Origin of the sequence: Rhizobacter terrae, from assembly GCF_003852895.1 — a bacterium.
Taxonomy (GTDB): domain Bacteria; phylum Pseudomonadota; class Gammaproteobacteria; order Burkholderiales; family Burkholderiaceae_C; genus Albitalea; species Albitalea terrae.
Map to the genome: position 1 here is coordinate 462,613 of NZ_QUSW01000002.1, position 23,269 is coordinate 485,881.

The window sequence follows — 23,269 nt, forward strand, 5'->3', positions numbered from 1 at the left end:
GCTCCTCGGGAGACGATCGGGTGAGACTACCGCGAACGGGATCGCGTGTCATGGGTGGGGACGAGGGCTGCCTCACAGCGCGCAGCTGCGAAAGCCGCACAGCATGTCGTCCCGCTCGGGGGCGGCGAAGCGGCGCAACCGGGTGTGGGCCATGCGCTTGCGGGTGGCCACCGAGGCGCCGCGCAGCACCTTGGCCCGGCCGAAGAAGGGTTCCGAATAGGCTGCCCAGGGGTCGGCGGCAAAGCCTGGGTAGGGCCGGAAGGTCGTGGCCGTCCACTCCCACACCGAACCCCAGGCGAAGCCGCGCGAATAGGCCTGCGCCGCGGCCTCCCACTCCACCTCGCTGGGCAGGCGGCGGCCGGCCCAGCGGCACCAGGCGTGGGCCTCGTGCCAGCTCACGTGCAGCACGGGCTGGGTCAAGGGCACGCGTGACAGGCGGCCGAAGCGCTGCTGCAGCACGCCCTGGCGCATCTGGTCGACGTGGCGGGGCACGCGGCGTTCGGTGGCGCGCAGCCAGGCCAGGCCTTCATTGGTCCACCACTGCGGGTTGTCGTAGCCGCCGTCTTCCGCGAACTCGGTGAACTGCGCCCAGGTCACGGGCTGCGCATCGATCTCGAACTCGGGCACGGCGACTTCATGGGCCCACTTCTCGTTGTCGAACACGAAGCCGCCGGGGACGCAGCCGAGCTGCCAGCGGGTGGCCGGGAACAACAGCGGTTCACGCTGGGCCGTGGTGAGCCAGTCGCGCAGCAAGCCGGGCGCGGCGGGAATGCCCAGCGTCTGCGCCATCTCGGCGAAGGCTTCGCCTTGCATGTCCTCATGGAAGAGCGCGAGGCGGAAGAAGTACAGCGCCTCGTCAGTCTCGCTCGCGCCGTCGAGCAGGTCCAGCGCGATGTCCATGGTCTCGGCCAGGTACTGCTTGGTGGCCGCGAGGTCCGGCAAATCCAGGTGCCAGCGGATGCCGCGCGCCGATTGCACCGGGTCGTACCAGCGGTCCGCATCGGGCAGCACGGAGGCCAGCCTCGTGGCGGACGCATCGGCCTTCGTGCCGCGCTGGCGCTGCACGTTGCGGGCAATCCATCGCTCCTGGAACCAGCCGACATGGCCCAGCAGCCACAGCGGCGGCAACAGGTCGGGCGATTCGGGCACCTGGAACTGCGCGGTACCGATGGCGTCCTCGTAGGCCGTGATCCAGCGCAGCGTGTGGTTGCGCGCGTCCAGCAGCGCCAGCGAGAGCAGGTCCTTGCCTGCCTGCCGCATCTGCGTCGCGTCGGCCTCAGGCGATTCGAGCACCACGCGCGGCTCCTTCGGACGATGCAGCCTTCACCACCTCGGCGAAGGTGCGGGCGAAGAGGTGGGCGTCGCCGGGCCAGCGGGCCGACACGTAGCGGCCATCGGTGACCACGAACGCGCAGCGGCTGTCGGTGGGCGTGTCGCGGAACAGGCCGCTGCCCCGGCGGAAGTCCGACGGGCTCACGTCCATGAAATCGGCCGGCGATGCGAGCGCGCGGGTCACCTCCGCCTGCACGCTGCGGTGGCCGGCCGGTTCGCCGCGCGCTTCCTCGTAGGTGCGGTAATAGGCGGCGTTCCAGAAGCGGCCGAGGAAGCGCATCAGCATCCACGCGCTCTGCTCCAGCTTCCAGGTGAGCGCGGTGGTCTTGCGGCCATGCAGCACCGAGCGGCCGGTGCGCGCGGACACGCTGCGCGCGGCCAGCACCACGCCATGGCAGATGGCGGCCACGGGCTGGCCTGCGTCGAAGAACTCCGCCACCTTGGCCTGCAAGGTGGTGTCTTCGAGGTACTGCCGCATGCCCTGGGCGCGATGGCCGCCGGGCAGGGCCAGGCCGTCGAAGTCGGCGCAGCGGATCTCGCTCCAGCGCAGCGGCTGGCGGAATTCCGGGCTTTGTTGCATCTGCGCGTAGGCCGCGCGGCCTCGTGCATCGGCCCGCAAGGCCAGGCCCAGCAGCTTGAGCTTGTTCAGGCCGGGGATGAAACCCCACAGGTCGAGCCCCTCGCCGCTGAGCATGTGGGGGTCGGCTTCGCCGGGGCGGCCATCCGGTGTCGCGAATCGCACCCGGATGCCTGCATCCGTCAGCACCCGCCAGGTGATTGCGGCCTCGGTGGGGTCGAAGTCGTGGGAGGGAATCGGGATGAGGACGTCCATCGGTGCTCGATGCCAGGGCGGGAGCCGATTGTGCGCGCGCGGCGGGCGCGGAGTCTGGAGGTTCCAGTCTGGGGATAATCGCGCCCCATGCAGTTGCTGATCCCCTTCGCCGCGGCGCTGTCGGACGCCGGAATCCACACCGCGCGCGACCTGGCCTTGCCGCACCTGGCCCGCGCGCTGGCCGCCGCCCAGCCCGGCGACGCGCTGGGCAGCGACGAATACAGCCTCACCCCGCCGCACGAACGGGCACTTGCGCAGGCGCGCGGCTGGCAAGGCGACGACGGCGCCCTGCCCTTCGCCGCCCATGCGGCAGCGGCCGACGGCATCGAGGCCGGCACCCGGGCCTGGGGGCTGCTGACGCCGGTGCACTGGCACGTGGGGCGCGACCACATCAGCCTGGCCGATCCGGCCGACCTGAACCTCGGCGACGAAGAATCACGCACGGTGTTCGAGGCCGTGCGCCCGCTGTTCGAGACTGAAGGCTTCGAACTGGTCTATGCCACTTCAACCCGCTGGTACGCAGCGCATGAGGACTTCGACCGCCTGCCCTGCGCATCCATCGACCGCGTCATCGGCCGCAACGTGGACCTGTGGCTGCCCACGCACCCCGAGGCGCGTCTCGTGCGCCGCCTGCAGAACGAGGTGCAGATGCTGCTCTACAACCACGCCGTCAACGACGAGCGCGAGGCGCGCGGCGAGCCGACGGTGAACTCGTTCTGGCTGAGCGGCTGCGGCCGCCGCCAGCCCGTTGCCGGCAATGAACCCACCGTGTCCGATGCCCTGCGCGCGCCCCAGCTCGCCGAAGACTGGGCCAGCTGGGCCGATGCGTGGCGCGCACTCGACGCAGGCCCCGTCCGACAATGGCTGGAACGTGCACCGAGCGAGCCCGGAAGCGCCCTCGTTCTGTGCGGCGAGCGCTTCGCCCGGCGCTTCGAGATGCAGCCGCGCAGCGCCTGGCAGCGCCTCACCGCGGGCTTTCGCAGCGTTCAGCCGCACACCATCCTGGAGACACTATGAGATTCGCTGGGCCGCCCCAAGAAGCTCGCACCGCAGTGCGCCGCACGGAGGTATCCAAATGACCTCGCCGACCATCACCTTGCGCGACGTGCCGCCGCGCGTCTCCTGGGCGCTCGAACAGGCCGGCGTGCACCCGCTGCTGGCCCGGCTGTTCGCCGCGCGCGGCGTGCGTTCGCCCGAGGAGCTGGACGATGGCCTGGGCAGGCTGCTGGCTCCCGGCGACCTGCACTGCGCCGACCGCGCCGCCGTGCTCCTGGCCGACACCATTGCCGCCGGCAAGCGCATCTGCATCGTGGCCGACTATGACTGCGACGGCGCCACCGCCTGCGCCGTGGCCTTGCGCGGCCTCGCGCTGCTGGGCGCGAAACCGGGCACGCTTGGCTACGTCGTGCCCGACCGCGCGGTGCACGGTTACGGCCTCACGCCGGCCATCGTCGACCTCGCATTGGCCAAGAAGCCCGACCTGCTGCTGACCGTCGACAACGGCATCGCCAGCCTCGCCGGCGTGACCCATGCGCGCGACAAGGGCCTGGCCGTGCTGGTCACCGACCACCACTTGCCGGCGCTCGTCGGCGACGTGGTCACGTTGCCCGATGCCGACGTGATCGTGAACCCCAACCAGCCCGACTGCCACTTCGAGAGCAAGAACCTCGCCGGCGTCGGCGTGATCTTCTACGTGCTGCTGGCCCTGCGGGGCGAGCAGCGCCGCCGCGGTGTCTTCACGCCGGAGAACCAGCCACGGCTGGACGCACTGCTGGACCTGGTCGCGCTGGGCACCGTGGCCGACGTGGTGAAGCTGGACGCCAACAACCGCCGCCTCGTCGCGCAGGGCCTCAAGCGCATCCGCCAGGGCAAGATGCAACCCGGCGTGGCCGCCCTCTTTGCCGCTGCCGGCCGCGACGTGCGCCGCGCCAGCGCCTTCGACTTCGGCTTCGCGCTGGGTCCACGCATCAATGCCGCGGGCCGGCTGTCGGACATGACGCTGGGCATCGAATGCCTGCTCACCGACGACGCCAACCGCGCGGGCGAGCTCGCCAAGATGCTGGACACCATCAACCGCGAGCGCCGCGAGGTGGAGGCCGGCATGCGCGAGCAGGCCGAATCGCTGCTGGAGATGCTGATGCCCGAGGGCGACCCGCCGCCGGCGCTGGCCATCTTCGACCCCGACTTCCACGAGGGCGTGGTGGGCATCGTCGCCTCGCGCCTGAAGGACCGCGTGCACCGGCCCACCTTCGTTTTCGCCCTGGGGCAGGATGGTCTCCTCAAGGGCTCGGGCCGATCCATCCCCGGCTTCCACCTGCGCGACGCGCTGGACCTGGTGAGCAAGCGCCACCCCGGCGTGCTGGTGAAGTTCGGCGGCCACGCCATGGCCGCCGGCTGCACGGTGGCGGAGGAAGACTTCGACACCTTCGACGAGGCCTTCCAGCGCGTGGCCCACGAGTGGCTGGATGCAGCCACCCTGTCGCGCAAGCTGCTGAGCGACGGCCCGCTGGGCGTGGAGTACTTCAACCCCGAGACCGTGCTCTCGCTGGATGCGCAGGTTTGGGGCCAGGCCTTCGAGCCGCCGCTGTTCAGCGACGAGGTGGAGGTGGTGTCGCAACGGCTGGTGGGCGAGAAGCACCTGAAGCTCACGGTGCGACACCAGGGCACGGTGCGCGACGCGATCTGGTTCGGGCACAGCGAGCCGGTGGGCGAACGGGTCACGCTGGCCTACCGGCTCTCGGTGGACGAGTACAACGGGCGGCAGCGGGTGCAGATGATCGTCGAGGCCGCGGGCTGAAGCCATCCCCCGGCAGTCCCGCCTGACAGCAGGCCATCCCTCGCTTTTCCCGCTTCATCGCACGGCTGTTGGGCCTCGCTTGGCCCAGCGGAGATACTCCGGTCCATCTCCATCCCTGCGCGAGCGACCATGCAGCTGCACATCACCGGCCTGTCCAAGACCTACCCGAACGGCGTGCAGGCCCTGGACGACGTGACCCTGTCCATCCCGCGCGGCATGTTCGGGCTGCTGGGCCCCAACGGCGCGGGCAAATCCACCTTGATGCGCACCCTGGCCACCCTGCAGGATGCCGACTCCGGTTCGGTGCAGCTCACCGACGTGCCCGGCACCATCAACGTGCTGCGCGACAAGGACGCCGTGCGCCGCGTGCTGGGCTACCTGCCGCAGGACTTCGGCGTGTATCCGAAGGTGAGCGCCGAGGACATGCTGGACCACCTCGCCCAGCTCAAGGGGCTCAGCTCGCGCGGCGAGCGCAAGGACGTGGTCGAGCGCCTGCTGAAGCAGACCAACCTGCACGACGTGCGCAAGAAGGCGCTGGGCGGTTTCTCCGGCGGCATGCGGCAGCGCTTCGGCATCGCACAGGCGCTGCTCGGCAACCCCAAGCTCATCATCGTGGACGAGCCGACCGCCGGCCTGGACCCGGAGGAACGCTCGCGCTTCCACAACCTGCTGGTGGAGATCGGCGAGGAAGTGATCGTGCTGCTGTCCACCCACATCGTCTCGGACGTGAGCGACCTGTGCCCGCACCTGGCCATCATGAACAAGGGCCGCGTGCTGTTGTCGGGCACGCCGCAGGCGCTGGTCGGGCTGCTCAAGGGGCGCATCTGGGTCACCTCCGTGTCGCGCGCCGAGGTGGATGCGCTCAAGGCACAGCATACGGTCATCTCCACCCGGCTGTACAGCGGCAAGACGCAGATCAACGTCATCGCCGACGGCCACCCCGGCCCTGGCTTCGAGCCTGCCGAACCGACGCTGGAGGACGCCTACTTCGCGGCCATCGGCGGGCACGTGGGCATGAAGCGCAGCCTGGTCGCCGACGGCGCCTTCGTGGACACCAGCTCGGTCATCGTCTGATCCGGGAGCGCGCCCATGTTCGCCATCGCCTCCTTCGAATTCAGGTCGCGGCTGAAGCTGCTGTCCACCTGGGTCTACTTCATCCTCTTCTTCTCGCTGTCCATGCTGTGGATGGCCGCGGCCGGCGGCCTGTTCAAGGACGCCAACGTGTCCTTCGGCAGCGGCAAGGTGTTCGTGAACTCGCCCTTCGCGCTGGCGCAGACGGTGTCGGTGCTGGGGCTGGTGGGCGTGACAGTAATGGCGGCCATCATGGGCCGCGCGGTACAGCAGGACTTCGAGTACCGCACGCACAACTTCTTCTTCACCTCGCCCATCGGCAAGGCGGCCTACCTGGGTGGCCGGTTCGCCGGTGCGCTGGGCGTGGTGCTGGTGGCCTTCATGGGCATCGGCCTGGGCTCGTTCCTCGCCACGCTGCTGCCGGGCATGGATGCCGAGCGGCTGGGCCCCAACCGCTGGGCCGCCTACGTGGTGCCTTACCTCGTGGTGCTGCTGCCCAACGCGCTGCTGACCGGCGGCATCTTCTTCAGCCTGGCGGCGCTCACACGCAAGATGCTGCCGGTGTACATCGGCAGCGTGCTGCTGCTCATCGGCCAGCTCATCGCCCTGCAGCTGGCGCGCGACCTGGACAACAAGACGCTCGCGGCGCTGCTGGACCCGTTCGGCAGCCGGGCCATGAGCGTGCTGACGGAATACTGGACCGTGGCCGAGCGCAACACCCGCCTGGTGCCGCTGGAAGGCGTGCTGCTGGCCAACCGGCTGCTGTGGATGGCGGTGGGCGGGGTGATCGCGGCGGTGTGCGCGTGGCGGTTCTCGTTTGCAGCGTTCGTGAGCGAAGGAGGCGGTAAGAAGGCCCCGTCCGACGCCGTTCGGGCCGAGCCTGTCGAAGCCGTTTCCTCGCAGGCCCACGCTTCGACAAGCTCAGCGCGAACGGACGTCCGAACGGAACCCAGCTCCCTCGCCACCCTTGCCCGCCTCAGTTGGCTCTACTTCCGCGAGACCGTCAAGAACATCTACTTCAGCGTCCTCGTGCTGGCGGGCATCCTCTTCATGGTGTTCGCCAGTACCACGCTGGGCGACATTTACGGTACCAGCACGTACCCGCACACCTTCGCGGTGGCCAGCCTGGTGGGCGGCACCTTCGGGCTGTTCATGCTGGTCATCATCGCCTTCTACGGCGGCGAGCTGGTCTGGCGCGAACGCGAGGCGCGGCTGGACCAGATCACCGACGCGTTGCCCGTGCCCACCTGGCTGCCGATGCTGGCCAAGCTCTTCGCGCTGATGCTGGTGCCCGCCTTCTTGCAGGTGGTGCTGATGCTGTGCGGCATGGCCATCCAGCTCGCCCAGGGCTTCACGCGCCTGGAGCCGTGGCTGTACGTGCAGATGCTGGGCATGGAGCTGCTGTCCTACTGGCTGATGTGCGCACTGGCCATCGCCATCCACAGCGTGGTCAACCACAAGTACGTCGGCCACTTCGTGATGGTCGTGTACTACCTGGTCATCATGTTCTCTTCGGCGCTCGGGCTGGAGCACAACCTGCTCAAGTTCGGTGCCGTGCCGCCGACGGTGTACTCCGACATGAACGGCTGGGGCCACTTCCTGCCGCGCGCCGTCGCCTTCCAGGCCTACTGGACGGCCGCCGGCGTGCTGCTGCTGCTGCTGGGCTACCTGTTCTGGCAGCGCGGCACCGTGGCCGGCTGGCGCGAGCGCCGCCGCGTGGCCGCGGGACGGCTCACCTCGGTGCCGCTGGCCGTGGGTGCGGCGAGCCTTGCAGCTTTCGTCGGGCTGGGTGGCTTCATCTACTACAACACCAACGTGCTGAACGTGTACGAGACCAGCGCGTCCAGCCAGCAGGCCCAGGCCGACTACGAGAAGAAGTACAAGGCACTGCTGTCGGCCGAGCCCCAACCCAGGATCACCGCCGTCAGGCTCGACGTGGACCTGCGCCCGCTGCAACAGGCCATCCGACTGCGCGGCACCTACGAGTTGCGCAACAAGACCGCGGCACCAATTTCCACCTTGAACCTGCAGGTGTTGCTGGCCGAGATCGCGACCGTCCATGCGATGGAGATCGGGCTGCCCAGCGAACTCGTGGAAACCAACGCGAAGCTGGGCCTGCGCCGCTACAAGCTCAAGCAGGCGCTGGGGCCGGGCGAAACAACCACCTTGCGCTTCGACGTGGAGGTCGCCTCGCATGGGTTCACCAACGGGCAGACCAACACCTTCGTCGTCTACAACGGCAGCTTCGTCAATGCGCGCATGCTGGCGCCAGTTCTGGGCTACCAGGAAGAACACGAACTCCAGCGCGACCAGGACCGCCGCAAGTTCGGCCTCGCGCCGAAGGAGCGCATGCGCGACCGCGACGACCCCAAGGGCTTGCAGACCAACCCGCTGTCGTCGGATGCCGACTGGGTGGACTTCGAGGCGACGCTGAGCACCGAACCCGACCAGATCGCCATCGCGCCGGGCTACCTGCAGCGCGAGTGGACGCAGGACGGACGGCGCTACTTCCACTACAAGATGGACGCGCCCATCCTCAACTTCTTCGCCTTCCAGTCGGCGCGCTATGCGGTCAAGCGCGACAAGTGGAACGACGTGGCCATCGAGATCTACTACCACCCCGGCCACGAGTACAACCTGGACGCGATGATCCAGTCGGTGAAGGACTCGCTGGACTACGACAGCCGCAACTTCGGGCCCTACCAGTACAAGCAGTTCCGCATCGTCGAGTTCCCGCGCTACGCGGCCTTCGCGCAGTCCTTCCCGAACACCATCCCGTACTCGGAGGAGATCGGCTTCATCGCCCGCGTGCGGCCCAATGACGAGAAGGACATCGACTACCCCTACTACATCACGTCCCACGAGGCGGCGCACCAGTGGTGGGGCCACCAGGTGGTGGGCGCGGACGTGCAAGGCAGCACCATGCTCATCGAAAGCATGGCGCAGTACTCGGCGCTCATGGTGCTCAAGCACCGCCTGGGCCCGGCCAAGATGCGCAAGTTCCTGCGCTACGAGATGGACCGCTACCTGCGCGACCGCGGCTTCGAGCAGAAGAAGGAGATGCCGCTGGCGCGGGTGGAGAACCAGCCCTACATCCACTACAACAAGGGCAGCGTGGTCATGTACGCCCTGGCCGACTACATCGGTGAGGACAAGCTCAACCAGGCCATCCGCAAGTTCCGCGACGAGCATGCGTTCAAGGGGCCGCCCTACCCCAACACCACGCAGTTTCTGGCCGCCATCCGCGAGGTGACGCCGCCCGAGCTGCAGCACATGGTCGACGACATGTTCGAGCGCATCGTGGTCTACGACAACCGGGCCGTGAAGGCCACGGCGAAGGTGCTCAAGGACGAGCGCTACGAGGTGACGGTGCAGGTGCTGGCGAAGAAGCAGCAGTCCGACGAGCAGGGCCGCGAGACCGACCTGCCGCTGAACGACCCCATTGACATCGGCGTGCTGGACGACAAGGGCGAGCCGCTGGTGCTGGAGCGCCGCACCATCACGCAGGAGAAGTCCAGCTTCACCTTCACGGTGAGCAAGCACCCTGCCAGCGCCGGCATCGACCCGATGAACAAGCTCATCGACCGCAAGCCGCGGGACAACGTCACGCCGGTGGTCGTCGGCCCGACCGCAGAGTAAGGCACGGTTTGTAGAATCCCCCCGGCCCCGCCGCAGAGCGGGAGGCATTTCCGGGGGGAGTTTTCATGCCGATCATTGCCGTCATTCACTTGGCGTTCGCGATCTTCTTTGCAGTGCACGCCGTGCGCACGGGCCGGCCCAACTGGTGGCTGTTCGTGCTGCTGTCGTTCCCGATGCTGGGCAGCATCGTGTACTTCTTCTCGGAGTACATGGGCGACATGCGCCACACGCGGCAGGGCCGCAAGGCGATCAAGGTGGTCAGCAACATCGTCGACCCGCACCGCGAGCTGCGCGAAGCCACCATCGAGTTCGATCGCACGCCCACGGCCTACAACCGCGCGCGGCTGGCGCAGGCCCTGCTGGCCAAGGGCGAGGTGCAGCAGGCCATCGACCACTACAAGGTGGCCGCCAGCGGGCCGTATGCCACCGACGTCAGTTTCCTGCGCGGCCTGGGGGCGGCACAGCTGATCGGCGCACACCATGCCGATGCCGTGGCCACCTTCGAGACCCTGTTCCGCGCCCATCCCGACCAGAAGACCGGCCAGGCCGCCCTCATGCATGCCGAAGCGCTGGCGGGCGCCGGGCGGCCCGAGGCGCGCGCTGCCTTCGAGGCGGTGATCGCCGCGGATTCGACCGTCGAGGTGCAGGTGAAGTACGGCCTCTTCCTGCTGGAACGCGGCGAGAAATCCGCGGGCCGCACGGCGCTCGACAACGCGCTGAAGGACGTGAACCGCGGCAACCGGCATTCGCGCGACATGAACCGCGAATGGATCGATGCGGCGCAGGGGGCTCTCAAGGCACTCGACGCGCCGGCGCTCTGAGATTCCTACAATCTCCTCGTGAATCTTCCCAGCGTGTGGACCAACGCCGACCTGCACTGCCACTCCTGCGTGTCGGACGGCACCCTCCAACCCGAGGCGCTCGCCGCACGCGCCAAGGCCAACGGCGTGGAACTGTGGGCGCTGACCGACCACGACGAAGTGGGTGGCCAGCGCCGCGCGATGTCCGCCGCCATGGCGCTTGGCCTGCCCTACCTCACCGGCGCTGAAATCTCCGTCACCTTTGCCGGCACCACGGTACACATCGTGGGGCTGGGCTTCGATGCGGACGACCCCGCCATCGTGCAGGGCCTCGCCCAGACCCGCGGCGGCCGCGGCGAGCGGGCGCGCGACATGGCCCGCGAGCTGGCCAAGGTCGGCATCAAGGACGCCTACGAAGGCGCCCTGAAGTACGTCGGCAACCCCGAGCTCATCTCGCGCACGCACTTCGCACGGCACCTGGTCGACAGCGGCGTGTGCCAGGACACGCAGGAAGTCTTCCGCCGCTTCCTCACCGAAGGCAAACCAGGCTACGTGCCGCACCGCTGGGCCAGCCTGCGCGATGCGGTGACGTGGATCACGCAGGCCAAGGGAATGGCCGTCATCGCCCACCCCGGCCGCTACAAGTTCACGCCCAACGAGGAGTTCGCGCTCTTCAGCGAGTTCAAGGCCCACGGCGGCCTGGGCGTAGAGGTGGTGACAGGCAGCCACAGCACCGCCGACTTCGTGAAGTACACCGGCACCGCGCTGGAGTTCGGCCTCTTCGCCTCGCGCGGCGCGGACTTCCACAGCCCCGAGGAAAGCCACACCGACCTGGGCACCCTGCCCGAGCTGCCTGCCAGGCTCACGCCGGTGTGGGAGCCGCTGCAAGACCGCATCGTGCGCGCCTGAGCCGCGACCGACGATGCCGCATCAACAACGTCCCACGCTCGGCATCGCGCTCGTGGTCCTCATGTCGGTGTGCTTCGCCGGCATGGACACGACCGTGAAATACGGCGGCCTGTTCCTGCCCGTGCTGCTGATGCTGTGGGTGCGCTACGCCACCCAGGCGCTCGCGATGACGGCGTGGCTCGCGCTGTCGTCCACCGCCGGCTTCCGTGCGGCGCACCCCAAGTTCCAGCTCGTGCGCGGCATGCTGCTGCTGGGCACGAGCGCGATGAGCTTCTTCGGCGTGCAGCACATGCCGGTGGCCGAGTTCACTGCCATCGTCATGCTCACGCCGGTCATCGTCACCATGCTGGCCGCCTGGGTGCTGCATGAACGCGTGTCGCCGCTGCGGTGGGCGCTCGTGGTGGGTGGTTTCGCCGGGGCGCTCATCATCATCCGCCCCGGCAGCGGGCTCTTCGGCTGGGCGGTGCTGTTCCCCGTTGCCGGCACGCTGTGCTATGCGAGCTTCCAGGTGCTGACCAGCAAGCTGTCGGCGCTGGAGAGCCCGTACACGACGCACTTCTACACCGGGGCGGTGGGCGCCGCGGTGCTGACGCCCTTCCTGCTGGCCAGCCCCATCGACATTCCCGCCGTGCTGCATGCGGCGAGCGGCCCGCACCTGTCGCTGATGCTCTGCGTCGGGCTGCTGGGCACTTTCGGCCACCTGTTGCTGATCCTCGCGCTGGGCTTCGCGCCGACGTCGACGCTCATGCCCTTCGTGTACGTGCAGATCGTCTCGGCCGCCTTCTTCGGCTGGGTCGCCTTCCGGCACGTGCCCGATGCCTTCGCCTTCGTGGGCATGGCCGTGGTGGCGGTGTGCGGCGCGGCCAGCGCGTGGCTGAACGTGCGCGAGGCCTCCAGCCGCAGGCCGATGTCGCCGCTGGCTGCCGACACCATCACCGACTGACCCTGCTTTCGTTGCAACGTCCAAGCCGGCGCACAATGCGCGGCCATGTCGCAATACTTCGAGGTCCATCCCGACAACCCGCAGCAGCGGCTGCTCAAGCAGGCGGCGCAGATCCTGCACTCCGGCGGCGTCGCCGCCGTGCCCACGGATTCGAGCTATGCCTTCGTCTGCCACCTGGACGACAAGGCCGCGGCGGAAAGCCTGCGGCGCATCCGCGGCGTGGATGAGAAGCACCACCTGACGCTGCTGTGCCGCGACCTGTCCGAACTCGCCAGCTACGCGCGCGTGGACAACCGGCAGTACCGCATGCTCAAAGCGGCCACACCGGGGCCGTTCACCTTCATCCTGGAGGCAACCAAGGAAGTGCCGCGGCGGGTATCGCATCCGTCAAGGCGGACGATCGGGCTGCGCGTGCCCGACCATCGGGTCACGCAGGAGCTGCTAGCGATCCTCGGCCAGCCCTTGATCGCCACCACCCTCATCCCTCCCGGCGAGGCCGAGCCGATGAACGATCCGCACGAGATCCGTGAGCGGTTCCAGAAGGTGATCCAGGCGGTGGTGGATGCCGGGGCGTGTCCGATGGAGCCAACGACCGTGGTGGACCTGACGGCGGATGAGCCGGTGCTGGTTCGAGAGGGGCGGGGCGATCCGGCGGTGCTGGGTTTGGGCTAACGCGGCGAGGCCTGCACAGGCCCGACATCCATGCCGTCGTAGCTGGCCAGCCCCTGCTGATCCGCAAAGGCATACAGCGCCGTGTTCCGCTCGTGCAGTGACTGCGGCGAATGGATTTCTTCGCGCTCGACGTGCAGGTAGAAATAGGCGTCTTCGCCGTCCTCCGCATCCGCCTCGAAGAGGTCGACCACGCGATAGCCGGCACGCTGCAATTCACCGGCCGCAAGTTCAAGCCGCTCAGGGGATTCGTCGGTGAAGAAGTAGCCCCACAGCATGGGGCCGTCCATCTTCCAGCCGGGCCCATTGGCGATGTTCTGGAACATTTCTTCGAGTGCTTCGAACTCAATCACGCCTGGCCTCCCTGGTGTCGATTCCATGTGCTGCGAAGGACGCAGTGTGCCAGTCAGCGCGTCGGTGCGGAAATCCGCTCCTTGCCCTCCATCAGCAATCGAAGCACCTGTTCATTGCCCGGCTTGCGCGCCATGTCGATGGCCGTCTTGCCTCGATCATTCATCGCCAGTGGATTGGCACCACGCTCCAGCAAGAACGCCACCATCGGCCGGTTCTTGCTGATCACGGCCCACATCAAGGGCGTGGTGCCGCGGGGGCCGGGTGCGTCTGCCGGAACGCCCTGCTCGACCATCAGGCGGGCGAGCCGCAACTGGCGCGTCTCATCGCGGCTCATTTGCAAGTTGGCGCACAGCAGGTGAAGCATGTTGCCGAAGATGGTGGGCGCGTGGATGTTGGCGCCTCGTTCGGTGAGGTGGCTGGCAATCTCAAGACGACCGGATGACAGCGCGGTGGCCAGGGGCGAGCCCGCGCCGCCGCCATCGAGTTCGATGTCGGCTCCGTGCGCCAGCAGGATGTCCACGGCCGCGAGATCGCCGCTGGTGATGGCGATGGCCAACGGAGTCATCGCTGACAAGCCGCAGCCGTTGGGGTCGTCGCCCGCCGCCAGCACCTTCAAGAGCAGGGGATGCCGATCAGCCCCCAGCGCCCGGTAGATCCGCGGTGCAGCCAGCAAGGCGGTTCGTGCCTCTTCGAACACCTGGCCAGCACCATCGAGCGATGCGAGCGCCTGGCAGGCGGGATCGATGGACGCTGGCGCCGCATGCGCCGTCAGAGCAGCCCACGCAGTCGCGAATGCCCACGACAACCTGAACGCGACCACGATGGCGCATCGAGGGATGAACATCGCTGCGCTAGAACCAGTAGTCCTTCACGCAGCGTCCATCCCGCGGCAGGTCGTCGAAAGTGTCGAGACCATCGAAATGGTCGATGGGAATCTCAGCCACCGCTTGCGGCTCCGCCAGCCTCAGGTTGACGGCGATGCGGCGGCGCCCTTGCTCATCCGTCTTCTTTGCCCGCCAGAACGCCACGCACGCACATGCCGGGCAGAAGTGGAATTCAATCGCCTGGCCTCGCGCATAGAACTTCGTCTCGCCCGAGATCTTGATGCCTTCGTTCTCGTAGTCGTAGGCCCAGAGCACGCCGTAGCGGCGGCACACGGTGCAGTTGCATGCGGTGGCGCCATCGGGTTCGCCTTCGAATCGCCAGCGGACGGCACCGCAATGGCATGAACCTTCGATCATGGGATCAGCCCTCCTGGCGAGCGAGTGTGCCCGAGTCGCATGCATTGCTTGACACCAGCCTCAGAAAGCCACTAAAGTGATATCACTTTGCAATCCTTCTGGAGTGCTTCATGGACAGGCAACCCGCGCAAGAACGCGCAGCGCAGACCACCAACGGTTTCAACTACATCCTGGTCGGCCTCGCGTCGATCTTCACCGCGGCCTTCCTCATGTGGATCCGGCCCGCGCCCTCCACGCTGCTGATTGCCTTCCTGTGCCTGCTGCTGGTCATCTGGAGCTGGGGCGGCCTGTACATGCTGCAGCCCAACCAGGCGGCGGTGATGACCTTCTTCGGCAGCTACCGCGGAACCGACCGCAACGACGGGCTGCGCTGGGCCAACCCGTTCTATGCCAAGGCACGGCTGTCGGTGCGGGCGCGCAACTTCAACAGCGAGAAGCTCAAGGTCAACGACCTGCGCGGCAACCCGATCGAGATCGCCGCGGCCGTGGTGTGGAACGTGCAGGACACCGCCCGCGCCAGCTTCGACGTGGAAGATTTCGAGGCCTATGTGTTCACGCAGGCCGAGGCCGCCGTGCGCCACCTGGCCTCGAGCTACGCCTACGACAACATGGACGACAACTCCCCGGCCGTGCACCGGGAGACCACGCTGCGGTCGGGCACCGAGGAGGTCAGCATGGCCCTGCGTGCCGAGCTGCAGGAACGATTTGCACAGGCCGGCGTGGTGGTGGTCGACGCCAAGCTCACCCACCTCGCCTACGCCCCGGAAATCGCCGGCACGATGCTGCGCCGCCAGCAGGCCGAAGCAGTCGTGGCCGCGCGCAGCAAGATCGTGCTGGGCGCCGTCAGCATGGTGGAACTGGCGCTCAAGGGCCTCACCGAACGCGGGCTGGTGGACCTGGATGACGAGCGCAAGGCCGCCATGGTGAGCAACCTGCTCGTGGTGCTGTGCGCCGACCGCGATGCGACGCCGGTGGTCAACACGGGCACGCTGTACAACTGACGGCGGTCACGCCCTGAGCAGACGGCATGGCCAGCCCCGGCAAGAAGTCCTTTTTGCTGCGCATCGATCCGGACCTGTGGGCCGAGATCGAGCGCTTGGCCTCGGCGGAGCTGCGCAGCGCGAATGCGCAGGTCGAGTACCTGCTGCGCGAGGCGCTGAAGGATCGGTTGGGCAGCAAGAGCCGGCCCAAGGAGCCGAAGCAGAAGTAGCGTTCAGCCCCGGCGCAGCCGCTGCATCACCCGCTCGGCATTGAACCCCACCTGCCGCTCGCCCTTGACCACGAGCACCGGCGTGCCGGGCGCCTGCAAGGCGCGGTACGCAGCTTCGCAGGCCGCGTCCTTCTCGATGAAGCACTCGCCGAAGGGCACCTGGTGCGCCTTGAAATAGGCGCGGGCTTCCTTGCAGTAGACGCAGGTCACCGACGACAGCATCACGATGTCGCCCGACTGCGCCTTGCCGGCCATCTCGCGACCGATGCGTTCGCCGCCAAAGCTCTCCAGCATCGCCGTGCCGGCCCAGACCGCACCGACGAGCAGCGCGAGCGGAGCCAGGCGACGCAGCGGCAGTTTCATGCCGGCCTCATCACGCGCCCGACGAGATCGCCGCCGTCACCACGATCTCGATCTTCCATTCCGGCCTGGCGAGCCGGGCCTGAACGGTGGCGCGCGGCGGCGCGTCGCCGGGCGCGACCCAGTCGTCCCAGACTTCGTTCATGCCGTCGAAATCGGCGAGGTCTGCCAGGAAGATCTGCGCCATGAGGATGTGCGCGTTGTCCGTCCCCGCTTCCAGCAGCAGCTTGTCGATCATCGCCAGCACCTGCTGCGTCTGGCCGCGGATGTCCTGCGTCGCGTCGTCGGGCACCTGCCCGGCGAGGTAGACGGTGTTGTTGAAGACGGCCATCTCCGACAGCCGGTCTCCCACGTGGAAACGCCTCAATCCCTGAATCATCGTTTGGCTCCGTGACCATGGCCGCGGTGGCCATGGTGTCCCTGCTTGTGATGCGAATGCGGTTCGGCGGCCGGCGGCGCGGCCTTCTGGCCGATCTTGCTCTCCGTGCCCTTGATCAGCTTCTGGATGTTGGCGCTGTGGCGCCAGATGAGCAGCAGGCCCATGACCAGCACGGCACCGGCCACCGGACCACCGCCCCAGATGAGCAGTTGGTAGAACGGCGCGAAGATCGCCGCCACGATGGCCGCGAGCGAGGAATAGCGGAAGAAGAAGGCGATGATGATCCAGGTGCCCAGCGTGGCCAGCCCCAGCAGCGGCTCGATGCCCAGCAGCACGCCGGCCGCAGTGGCCACGCCCTTGCCTCCTTCGAACTTGAAGAACACCGGCCACAGGTGGCCGAGGAATGCGGCCAGGCCCACCAGGGCCAGCGTGCCCTCGCCCAGGCCGAAGCGCTCGCCGAACAGCTTCACCAGCAGCACCGGCACGAAGCCCTTGAGCGCATCGAACACCAGCGTGAGGATGGCCGCCTTCTTGTTGCCCGAGCGCAGCACGTTGGTGGCGCCGGGGTTGCCCGAGCCGTAGGTGCGGGGATCGTTCAGCCCCATCAGGCGGCTGACGATGACGGCGAACGAAAGCGAACCGATGAGGTAGGCGGCCAGCGTGGCCGCGGCGGAGTAGGCAGTCTCCATGTCGTGTATGCAAACCCAGGGGCTTCAGATTGTGCACCCTGGCGGGGCCGGATCGCGCGGCCGTCGGTGCGATCTGGCGTCGCCACCCTCTCGCTAACCCGCATGCGCACCACCCCGACTCGCGTGACACTGTTCGCATCCGGCGCGATGTTGGCGCGTTGCTTGCAGTACAGGGAAGTCATGGAAAAGCCAGTGGTCATTCTGGTGCAACGTTCACGCAGGCCGCGGCGCTGGGCGGGTGTGGCCATCCTCGCCGGCCTGCTCACGGTGGCGGTGTGCCTGGAGCATCGCCAGGTGACGGCCCCCGCACCCGGCGGCTGGGCGATCGAATCACAACCGCACGACAGCTTCGAGTCGGTGCTGCAAGGCGGCGGCGACGCCGATCACAGCGCGCAACTGACCGACTTCGCCTTCAAGAGTTCCGACAGCACCGACGGCGCAATGCCCACCAGGTAGCCGCGCCGCCCGCCGTTGATGCAGATCGACGGCAGCGCGAGCACGGTGTCCTCCACGTAGACGGGCATCTCCTTCTTGGTGCCGAAGGGCGAGGTGCCGCCCACCATGTAGCCGCTGTGGCGCTGCGCCACGTCCGGCTTGCACGGCTCGACCGACTTCGCGCCGATCTGCCGCGCCAGGTTCTTGGTGCTCACCTGCTTGTCGCCGTGCATCAGCACGATGAGCGGCTGCGCGCGCTCGTCCTGCATCACCAAGGTCTTCACCACCTGGTGCTCGGGCACGCCCAGCTGGCGCGACGACTCGGACGTACCGCCGTGCTCCACGTAGTCGTAGACGTGCTCGGTGAAGCTCACGCCGTGCTGCCGCAGGAACTGCGTGGCCGGCGTCTCGCTGACGTGGGTTGGCTTCTTGGCCATGCGCTCGCCGCCCTCACTGCGCCGGGTCGCGCAGCCGCCAGCGGATGGCGTCGATCTGCGCCAGCAGCTCGGGCGACAGCTTCACATCCAGCGCGTCAATGTCCTCGTCGAGCTGTGCACGCGTGGTCACGCCGATGATGGTGCTGCCCACGCGCCAGCTCTGGTAGCAGAAGGCCAGCGCCATCTGCGTGGGCGTGAGGCCATGCTGCCGCGCCAGTGCGTTGTACTCGCGCGCGGCGGCCAGCGATTCGGGCCGCGCCCAGCGCTGCTTCCTCATGGTCTCGAACAGCGCCATGCGACCGATGGGCTCGGGCGTGTTGACACCGCTCTCGTCGTACTTGCCGCTCAGCGCGCCGAAGGCCAGCGGCGAATACGCCAGCAGCGACACGCCGTGGCGGTACAGGGATTCGTCCAGGCCGTTGTCCACCACGCGGTTGGTCAACGCGTAGGGGTTCTGCACCGAGACGATGCGCGGCAGGCCCATCTGCTCGGCGATGCGCACGAATTCGCCCACGCCGTAGGGCGTCTCGTTGGACAGGCCGACGTGGCGCACCTTGCCGGCCTTCACCAGCTCGGCCATGGCTTCGAGCTGCTCCTGGATGCTGCTGAATTCGCGGTCCTGCTTCGGGTCGAAGTAGACGGCGCCGAAGGCCGGCGCATTGCGGTTGGGCCAGTGGATCTGGTAGAGGTCGATGCGGTCGGTCTGCAGGCGCTTCAGGCTGTCGTCGCAGGCTTGCAGGATTTCAGCGCGCGTGAGGTTGGCGCTGCCGTTGCGGACCCAGTCCATGTTGCGCGAGGGGCCGGCCACCTTCGTGGCCAGCACCACCTTGTCGCGCATGCCGGGGCGGCTCGCGAACCAGGTGCCGATGATGCGTTCGGTGGCACCGTAGGTCTCGCGCTTGGGCGGCACCGAGTACATCTCGGCGGTGTCCAGGAAGTTGATGCCCCGCTCGACGGCATGGTCCAGCAGCTGATGGGCGTGCGCTTCATCGACCTGCTGGCCGAAGGTCATGGTGCCCAGGCAGATGGGCGTGACGCGCAGGTCGCTGCGTCCAAGGGAGATGGTTTGCATGCCCGCAAGTTTGCCGCAGCTTCATCTTCCCCTGGGTGCGCAGGGAGTCGTTCTGCGCAGAGTCGATGCGATGTTCGCCGCTCAGCACACCGGCATGGCTGCCACATCCTTCGAGTCGTCCATGTCCTTGAGCAGATCGTCCAGCGAGGTCTCGCGCAGCACCTTCACGTAGCCCTTGTCGACCTCCCAGTACAGCGCGCCCGACACCTTCGCGCTGCCGTTCACCGCCGCGCCGGTGCGGCAGAGCTTCGGCGCCGCGCCGATCTCCACGCTGTTCTTGCCCTTGACGCCGCTGGCCGCATCCGCCGTCTTGCGCGCGGCCAGGCCCTGGCGCATCGCCCGGATGCGCGCCGCCTCGTCCGCATCGAACTTCAGCACCACCCAGCGCCCTTGCGCGGCGTCCACCGGCGGCAGGCCGATGAAGTCGTTGCGGTCCTTCGACTCGTGCAGCACGAAGTGATGCTCCACCAGCGGCTCGCCTTCGCGCTTGATCTTGGAGTCGACCACCAGCGACCCGGACTTCAGCGCCACGCCCTGCGGCAACTGCATCGCCAGGCGCAGGGTGGCCGGCTCGAAGGTCTCGAAGCTGAACTGCTTGAGCGCCCACAGCGAGCCCAGCGGGATGCGCATACAACCCGACAACAAGGCCACCAGCACGATGCACCCGACGATCAGCACGCTGCGCATGAACAAAGACATGCTTCTTCCTTTACAGTGAGTTTTTATTGTTTTACATTAAATAATGAATTGATCACGAGAAGCAAGCCATGTCACGAAAATCGCCCGGGAGAATTGAAGCCACCCCCATGGACCGCGTGCGCCGCATCGCCGGCCTGATGCGCGGCATGGTGCTGGTGGGAGGATCGCTGTTCACTTTCTTCACCCTGAAGATCTGGGCCGATCCCGAGTGGATCGAGACCATCGCACGGCAAGACCTGGGGCTGCTGCCCGAAGGCTTCGTCATCACGCCGACCGTGCAGTGGCTGGGCGCGCTGGTGTCGCTGCTGCCGCTGTCGCTGGGCATCTTCGGCATGCTGCAGGTGTGGTTCCTCTTCGGCGAGTACGCGCAGGGGCGCATCTTCACCAACCTCGCCTCGATGCGCCTGCGCCGCCTGGCCTGGGCCGTCATCGGCGCGGCCGCGACGCAGATCGTGGCGCGCACGGCGCACGTGCTGCTGCTCACCATGAACAACCCGCCGGGCAAGAAGGTGCTGACCATCAGCATCTCGTCCACCGACTACAGCTTCATCATCTTCGGCGTGCTGCTGCTGGGCATCGCGTGGGTGATGGTGGAAGCCACGCGGCTGGCGCAAGAGAACGCCGAGTTCATCTGACATGCCGATCGTGGTCAACCTCGACGTGATGCTCGCGCGGCGCAAGATGCGCTCGCGCGAACTGGCCGAGCACGTGGGCATCACCGAACAGAACATCTCGCTGCTCAAGTCGGGCAAGGTGCGCGGCGTGCGCTTCGACACGCTCGCGCGCATCTGCGAGGTGCTGCAGTGCCAGCCGGGCGACCTGCTGGAGTACCGGCCCGGGCCGGAGGACCATCTGCCTGAGGAGGGTGCATGACCGCCGCACGGCCGCCCGAAGGCGGTCGCACCGCAGTGCAAAGCACGGAGGTTTGTCAATGAGCTCACGCACCGCCTGGCTCACGCTGGCGGCGGCCTTGTTGTGCGGCTGCGCGCAGATCAACTGGGACCGCGCGGTCTACGAAGGCATGCGCGAAAGCGCACGGCAGTCCGCCAACCGGCCGGGCGCGCAGGCGACGCCCGACCCGAAGCTGCCTGACTACGACAAGTACGAGGAAGAACGCCGCCGCGTGCGCAAGGCCGAGTGAATCCGGCCACGCTCAGGGCTGCAGGTGGTGCTGGATCAGCTCGGTGATGGCACGCGACTCGAAGCGCTCTGCCAGCCACAACAGACGGTCTGCGAAGGGCTTGTATTGCTCACCCAGGGCGCGCAACTGGTTGGCCGCCTCGCGCACGCCGCGCATCTCGCCGCGCTGGGCCAGGCGCGCCAGGGCCTGCAGTGTGGGTTGCGGCGGCGGTACCAGCGGCGCAGCGCCATCGGGCATCGGCGCGGGCTGAGCGAAAGTCCAGCGCAGGTCGAGCAGTTCGCCGATACGCTGCAGCAGCGACCGCACGTCGAGTGGCTTTGGCAGGAAGGCATTGGCCCCCGCGGCCAGGTAGCGGTCGCTGTCGGCGCCCGAGACGGTGGCCGACACCAGCAGCACCGGCACCGCTTCGAGGCCTGGCGTGCGCCGCATCTGCTGCGTCGCCTGCAGCCCGTCCAGCCGCGGCATGACGATGTCCGCAATCACCAGATCGGGCGCCGCGGCGCTCGCCTGCACCAGCATCGCCTCGCCGTCGCCGGCCTCCTCGATCACGAAACCCAGCGGCGCCAGCAGCTCAACCAGCAAGGCACGGTTGGCCGGTACGTCGTCGGCCACGAGCAGGCAGCGACGGGAACCTTCGTAGCCGGTGACCTCCGTCCGTGCGGCGCTGTTCATCAGCGGTGCATCAACAACGGGCAGCCGAAGTTCGAACCAGAAGCAGCTGCCTTGCCCCGCCTGACTGTCGACATGGATCTCGCCGCCCATCGCACGCACGAGCTGACGACTGATCGCCAGGCCCAGCCCCGTACCGCCGGCGCGGCTGGCCGCGCGGCCCACCTGCTCGAAGGGCAGGAATATCTTCTCCAGGTGTTCAGGCTCGATACCCACGCCGGTGTCCTCGACCTCGAATCGCAGCGCAGTGGCATCGCCGCGGGCTTTCGCGACACGAAGACGCACTTCGCCTCGGTCGGTGAACTTCACCGCATTGCTCAGCAGGTTGAGCAGCACCTGGCGCAGCCGGCGTTCGTCGGCCTGCATGGCGGCCGGCAACTCGGCCGCCATGTCGCAGCGGAAGTGCACGTTCTTCTGGTCGGCCTTGACGCGAATGATGTCGGCGATGACGCGGATGAATTCGTGCAACGGCAGCGGCGCGATGGCGAGCTCCATGTGGCCGGCCTCGATCTTGGCCAGGTCGAGGATGTCGTTGATGAGCGCCAGCAGTTGCTCGCCGCCGTGCTGGATGGTTTCCAGGCTGTGGCGCTGGCGCGGCGTGAGGCTCTGGTCGATCTGCAGGATCTGTGCAAAGCCCAGCACCGCGTTCAAGGGCGTGCGCAGCTCGTGGCTCATGCTGGCCAGGAAAGTACTCTTGGCCTGATTCGCGATCTCGGCCTCTTCCTTGGCCTGCGTCAATTCGGCTGTGCGTTCCTTGACCAGTTCCTCAAGGTGGTCCTGGTGCATCCTGAGTTCGGCCTCGACGCGCTTGCGTTCGCTGATGTCGCTGGCGAAGGTCTCGACGTATTGCGCCTTGCCAGAGGCGTCGCGCACCAGCCGCGTGCTGGCCGACACCCACAGCGTGCCGCCGTCCTTGCGGCGCAGCTCGATCTCCTGCCCTTCGACAGACCCGTGCTCCAGAAGGGTCAGCATGATGGCGTCGCGCTCCTGCGGGTTCACCCAGAGGTGGCGCCGCACGTCGGTCATGGCGTCCAGCAGTTCGTCCACCCAGTCGTAGCCCAGCATGTGTGCGAACGCCGGATTGGCGGTCAGCATCTGCCCCTGGAGCGAGACACGCGTGATGCCTTCGATGGCGTCCTCGACCGTGCTCTGGTATTCCTCCTCGCTGCGGCGCAGCGCCTCCTCGGCCCGCTTGCGCTCGGAGATGTCGATGGAGATGCCGCAGATGGCGAATGGTTCGCCGGCGGCATCGAGCAAGGGGAACTTGCTGGTAAGCAGCGAGTACGTGTCCTCGTCCAACGGTGCGACTTCTTCCTCCTCGACCAAAGCTCGTGTCGCGACGACTTCCTGGTCGACGGCACGCACGCGCGCCGCATGGTCGGCGGGGTAGATGGTGCTGTCGTCCCGGCCGAGGACGTCGCTGGCGGCGAGGCCATGCAAGGCCTCGAACCGCCGGTTGACGAGGATGTAGCGCCCGTCCAGGTCCTTCACGTGGACTGCGACGGGCGACTGGCCGATGATCGACTCAAGCAATGCAACGGTGGCCGATCCGCCGGGCGAGTCCGCGCCACCAGGATTGGAGGCCATCGAC

General features: G+C 67.6%; 26 protein-coding genes. 14 read left to right on the forward strand and 12 right to left on the reverse strand.

Translation table 11 applies throughout. The features are described from left to right. Positions 1-72 precede the first annotated feature (72 nt). Both senA and DZC73_RS09110 read right to left on the reverse strand, forming a co-directional pair. On the reverse strand, positions 73-1,293 hold the full coding sequence (gene senA / locus DZC73_RS09105) for a selenoneine synthase SenA (protein WP_328589491.1): 1,221 nt from the start codon (positions 1,291-1,293) through the stop codon (positions 73-75). After that, positions 1,277-2,164, reverse strand: coding sequence for a type 1 glutamine amidotransferase domain-containing protein (locus DZC73_RS09110; protein ID WP_124539910.1), 888 nt, complete (start codon positions 2,162-2,164; stop codon positions 1,277-1,279). The genes senA and DZC73_RS09110 overlap by 17 nt, the downstream gene beginning before the upstream one ends. 87 nt (positions 2,165-2,251) lie before the next feature. On the opposite strand from DZC73_RS09110, the gene DZC73_RS09115 reads away from it, so the two are divergent. From DZC73_RS09115 to DZC73_RS09150, 8 genes are all read left to right on the forward strand, one after another. Continuing rightward, the gene (locus DZC73_RS09115; protein WP_124539911.1) at positions 2,252-3,181 is read left to right on the forward strand and encodes a hypothetical protein; all 930 of its coding nucleotides are present in this window, start codon (positions 2,252-2,254) and stop codon (positions 3,179-3,181) included. A gap of 58 nt (positions 3,182-3,239) precedes the next feature. Continuing rightward, on the forward strand, positions 3,240-4,961 hold the full coding sequence (gene recJ, locus DZC73_RS09120) for a single-stranded-DNA-specific exonuclease RecJ (RefSeq protein WP_124539912.1): 1,722 nt from the start codon (positions 3,240-3,242) through the stop codon (positions 4,959-4,961). 129 nt (positions 4,962-5,090) lie between these two features. After that, entirely contained in the window at positions 5,091-6,035 is a 945-nt protein-coding gene (locus tag DZC73_RS09125; protein ID WP_124539913.1) for an ABC transporter ATP-binding protein, read from the forward strand. 15 nt (positions 6,036-6,050) lie between these two features. Beyond that, positions 6,051-9,671 (forward strand): ABC transporter permease/M1 family aminopeptidase, encoded by a 3,621-nt coding sequence (locus tag DZC73_RS09130; RefSeq protein WP_124539914.1) that lies wholly within the window; start codon positions 6,051-6,053, stop codon positions 9,669-9,671. A gap of 65 nt (positions 9,672-9,736) precedes the next feature. Continuing rightward, positions 9,737-10,492 (forward strand): hypothetical protein, encoded by a 756-nt coding sequence (locus tag DZC73_RS09135; protein WP_124539915.1) that lies wholly within the window; start codon positions 9,737-9,739, stop codon positions 10,490-10,492. An 18-nt stretch (positions 10,493-10,510) separates the two neighbouring features. Continuing rightward, positions 10,511-11,380, forward strand: a complete 870-nt coding sequence (locus DZC73_RS09140) for a 3',5'-nucleoside bisphosphate phosphatase (protein ID WP_124539916.1) — start codon at positions 10,511-10,513, stop codon at positions 11,378-11,380. Between the two features lie 13 nt (positions 11,381-11,393). Next, entirely contained in the window at positions 11,394-12,323 is a 930-nt protein-coding gene (locus DZC73_RS09145) for a DMT family transporter (protein WP_124539917.1), read from the forward strand. 45 nt (positions 12,324-12,368) lie between these two features. Then, a complete protein-coding gene (locus DZC73_RS09150) occupies positions 12,369-12,995 on the forward strand; it encodes an L-threonylcarbamoyladenylate synthase (protein WP_124539918.1) in 627 nt (208 codons plus the stop codon). Here DZC73_RS09150 and DZC73_RS09155 read toward each other — a convergent pair. Genes DZC73_RS09155 through DZC73_RS09165 form a run of 3 tightly spaced genes read right to left on the reverse strand, consistent with a single transcriptional unit; the run spans position 12,992 to position 14,587 of the window. Continuing rightward, positions 12,992-13,345 carry a ribonuclease E inhibitor RraB gene (locus DZC73_RS09155; RefSeq protein ID WP_198414813.1) on the reverse strand — a complete coding sequence of 118 codons (354 nt, stop codon included), beginning with the start codon at positions 13,343-13,345 and terminating at the stop codon, positions 12,992-12,994. The genes DZC73_RS09150 and DZC73_RS09155 overlap by 4 nt on opposite strands. Positions 13,346-13,398: 53 nt before the next feature. After that, the gene (locus DZC73_RS09160; protein ID WP_124539919.1) at positions 13,399-14,190 is read right to left on the reverse strand and encodes an ankyrin repeat domain-containing protein; all 792 of its coding nucleotides are present in this window, start codon (positions 14,188-14,190) and stop codon (positions 13,399-13,401) included. A gap of 7 nt (positions 14,191-14,197) precedes the next feature. Further along, complete coding sequence (locus DZC73_RS09165) at positions 14,198-14,587, reverse strand: GFA family protein (RefSeq protein WP_124539920.1); 390 nt, start codon at positions 14,585-14,587, stop codon at positions 14,198-14,200. Between the two features lie 110 nt (positions 14,588-14,697). Here DZC73_RS09165 and DZC73_RS09170 point away from each other — a divergent pair, with 110 nt between their 5' ends. Both DZC73_RS09170 and DZC73_RS09175 read left to right on the forward strand, forming a co-directional pair. Then, positions 14,698-15,588 carry an SPFH domain-containing protein gene (locus DZC73_RS09170; protein WP_124539921.1) on the forward strand — a complete coding sequence of 297 codons (891 nt, stop codon included), beginning with the start codon at positions 14,698-14,700 and terminating at the stop codon, positions 15,586-15,588. A gap of 26 nt (positions 15,589-15,614) precedes the next feature. Continuing rightward, positions 15,615-15,797 (forward strand): hypothetical protein, encoded by a 183-nt coding sequence (locus tag DZC73_RS09175; protein ID WP_124539922.1) that lies wholly within the window; start codon positions 15,615-15,617, stop codon positions 15,795-15,797. Positions 15,798-15,800: 3 nt separating this feature from the next. Here DZC73_RS09175 and DZC73_RS09180 read toward each other — a convergent pair whose 3' ends face one another. From DZC73_RS09180 to plsY, 3 genes are read right to left on the reverse strand one after another with little or no spacing between them, the layout of a single operon-like run. Further along, a complete protein-coding gene (locus DZC73_RS09180) occupies positions 15,801-16,160 on the reverse strand; it encodes a glutaredoxin family protein (RefSeq protein ID WP_124539923.1) in 360 nt (119 codons plus the stop codon). 10 nt (positions 16,161-16,170) lie between these two features. Next, positions 16,171-16,536: a RidA family protein gene (locus DZC73_RS09185; protein ID WP_124539924.1), complete on the reverse strand. Its 366-nt coding sequence runs from the start codon at positions 16,534-16,536 to the stop codon at positions 16,171-16,173. Next, complete coding sequence (gene plsY, locus DZC73_RS09190; protein ID WP_124539925.1) at positions 16,533-17,225, reverse strand: glycerol-3-phosphate 1-O-acyltransferase PlsY; 693 nt, start codon at positions 17,223-17,225, stop codon at positions 16,533-16,535. The genes DZC73_RS09185 and plsY overlap by 4 nt, the downstream gene beginning before the upstream one ends. Positions 17,226-17,429: 204 nt before the next feature. Here plsY and DZC73_RS09195 point away from each other — a divergent pair, with 204 nt between their 5' ends. Next, a complete protein-coding gene (locus tag DZC73_RS09195; protein ID WP_124539926.1) occupies positions 17,430-17,681 on the forward strand; it encodes a hypothetical protein in 252 nt (83 codons plus the stop codon). Here DZC73_RS09195 and ybaK read toward each other — a convergent pair. From ybaK to DZC73_RS09210, 3 genes are all read right to left on the reverse strand, one after another. After that, positions 17,609-18,097 (reverse strand): Cys-tRNA(Pro) deacylase, encoded by a 489-nt coding sequence (ybaK, locus tag DZC73_RS09200; protein WP_124539927.1) that lies wholly within the window; start codon positions 18,095-18,097, stop codon positions 17,609-17,611. The genes DZC73_RS09195 and ybaK overlap by 73 nt on opposite strands. 13 nt (positions 18,098-18,110) lie before the next feature. After that, entirely contained in the window at positions 18,111-19,169 is a 1,059-nt protein-coding gene (locus DZC73_RS09205) for an aldo/keto reductase (RefSeq protein ID WP_124539928.1), read from the reverse strand. A gap of 81 nt (positions 19,170-19,250) precedes the next feature. Continuing rightward, positions 19,251-19,868, reverse strand: a complete 618-nt coding sequence (locus tag DZC73_RS09210) for a hypothetical protein (protein WP_124539929.1) — start codon at positions 19,866-19,868, stop codon at positions 19,251-19,253. A gap of 107 nt (positions 19,869-19,975) precedes the next feature. Here DZC73_RS09210 and DZC73_RS09215 point away from each other — a divergent pair, with 107 nt between their 5' ends. From DZC73_RS09215 to DZC73_RS09225, 3 genes are read left to right on the forward strand one after another with little or no spacing between them, the layout of a single operon-like run. After that, entirely contained in the window at positions 19,976-20,503 is a 528-nt protein-coding gene (locus tag DZC73_RS09215; RefSeq protein ID WP_161974515.1) for a DUF2975 domain-containing protein, read from the forward strand. A 1-nt stretch (position 20,504) separates the two neighbouring features. Beyond that, positions 20,505-20,741, forward strand: a complete 237-nt coding sequence (locus DZC73_RS09220) for a helix-turn-helix domain-containing protein (RefSeq protein ID WP_124539931.1) — start codon at positions 20,505-20,507, stop codon at positions 20,739-20,741. A 58-nt stretch (positions 20,742-20,799) separates the two neighbouring features. Further along, positions 20,800-21,009 carry a hypothetical protein gene (locus tag DZC73_RS09225; protein ID WP_124539932.1) on the forward strand — a complete coding sequence of 70 codons (210 nt, stop codon included), beginning with the start codon at positions 20,800-20,802 and terminating at the stop codon, positions 21,007-21,009. A gap of 12 nt (positions 21,010-21,021) precedes the next feature. On the opposite strand, the gene DZC73_RS09230 is transcribed toward DZC73_RS09225, so the two are convergent. Next, on the reverse strand, positions 21,022-23,265 hold the full coding sequence (locus tag DZC73_RS09230) for a PAS domain-containing hybrid sensor histidine kinase/response regulator (protein WP_124539933.1): 2,244 nt from the start codon (positions 23,263-23,265) through the stop codon (positions 21,022-21,024). Between the last annotated feature and the right edge of the window lie 4 nt (positions 23,266-23,269).

What these genes read in the sequence shown, in the direction of transcription:
- DZC73_RS09145 (WP_124539917.1), top strand. Translation starts at nt 11,394, where the DNA reads ATGCCGCATCAACAACGTCCCACGCTCGGCATCGCGCTCGTGGTCCTC.
- DZC73_RS09130 (WP_124539914.1), top strand. Translation starts at nt 6,051, where the DNA reads ATGTTCGCCATCGCCTCCTTCGAATTCAGGTCGCGGCTGAAGCTGCTG.
- DZC73_RS09110 (WP_124539910.1), bottom strand. Translation starts at nt 2,164, where the DNA reads ATGGACGTCCTCATCCCGATTCCCTCCCACGACTTCGACCCCACCGAG.
- DZC73_RS09160 (WP_124539919.1), bottom strand. Translation starts at nt 14,190, where the DNA reads ATGTTCATCCCTCGATGCGCCATCGTGGTCGCGTTCAGGTTGTCGTGG.
- DZC73_RS09205 (WP_124539928.1), bottom strand. Translation starts at nt 19,169, where the DNA reads ATGCAAACCATCTCCCTTGGACGCAGCGACCTGCGCGTCACGCCCATC.
- DZC73_RS09125 (WP_124539913.1), top strand. Translation starts at nt 5,091, where the DNA reads ATGCAGCTGCACATCACCGGCCTGTCCAAGACCTACCCGAACGGCGTG.
- recJ (WP_124539912.1), top strand. Translation starts at nt 3,240, where the DNA reads ATGACCTCGCCGACCATCACCTTGCGCGACGTGCCGCCGCGCGTCTCC.
- DZC73_RS09170 (WP_124539921.1), top strand. Translation starts at nt 14,698, where the DNA reads ATGGACAGGCAACCCGCGCAAGAACGCGCAGCGCAGACCACCAACGGT.
- DZC73_RS09165 (WP_124539920.1), bottom strand. Translation starts at nt 14,587, where the DNA reads ATGATCGAAGGTTCATGCCATTGCGGTGCCGTCCGCTGGCGATTCGAA.
- DZC73_RS09185 (WP_124539924.1), bottom strand. Translation starts at nt 16,536, where the DNA reads ATGATTCAGGGATTGAGGCGTTTCCACGTGGGAGACCGGCTGTCGGAG.
- DZC73_RS09135 (WP_124539915.1), top strand. Translation starts at nt 9,737, where the DNA reads ATGCCGATCATTGCCGTCATTCACTTGGCGTTCGCGATCTTCTTTGCA.
- DZC73_RS09180 (WP_124539923.1), bottom strand. Translation starts at nt 16,160, where the DNA reads ATGAAACTGCCGCTGCGTCGCCTGGCTCCGCTCGCGCTGCTCGTCGGT.
- DZC73_RS09225 (WP_124539932.1), top strand. Translation starts at nt 20,800, where the DNA reads ATGAGCTCACGCACCGCCTGGCTCACGCTGGCGGCGGCCTTGTTGTGC.
- plsY (WP_124539925.1), bottom strand. Translation starts at nt 17,225, where the DNA reads ATGGAGACTGCCTACTCCGCCGCGGCCACGCTGGCCGCCTACCTCATC.
- DZC73_RS09210 (WP_124539929.1), bottom strand. Translation starts at nt 19,868, where the DNA reads ATGTCTTTGTTCATGCGCAGCGTGCTGATCGTCGGGTGCATCGTGCTG.
- DZC73_RS09230 (WP_124539933.1), bottom strand. Translation starts at nt 23,265, where the DNA reads ATGGCCTCCAATCCTGGTGGCGCGGACTCGCCCGGCGGATCGGCCACC.
- ybaK (WP_124539927.1), bottom strand. Translation starts at nt 18,097, where the DNA reads ATGGCCAAGAAGCCAACCCACGTCAGCGAGACGCCGGCCACGCAGTTC.
- DZC73_RS09115 (WP_124539911.1), top strand. Translation starts at nt 2,252, where the DNA reads ATGCAGTTGCTGATCCCCTTCGCCGCGGCGCTGTCGGACGCCGGAATC.
- DZC73_RS09215 (WP_161974515.1), top strand. Translation starts at nt 19,976, where the DNA reads ATGGACCGCGTGCGCCGCATCGCCGGCCTGATGCGCGGCATGGTGCTG.
- DZC73_RS09220 (WP_124539931.1), top strand. Translation starts at nt 20,505, where the DNA reads ATGCCGATCGTGGTCAACCTCGACGTGATGCTCGCGCGGCGCAAGATG.
- DZC73_RS09175 (WP_124539922.1), top strand. Translation starts at nt 15,615, where the DNA reads ATGGCCAGCCCCGGCAAGAAGTCCTTTTTGCTGCGCATCGATCCGGAC.
- DZC73_RS09150 (WP_124539918.1), top strand. Translation starts at nt 12,369, where the DNA reads ATGTCGCAATACTTCGAGGTCCATCCCGACAACCCGCAGCAGCGGCTG.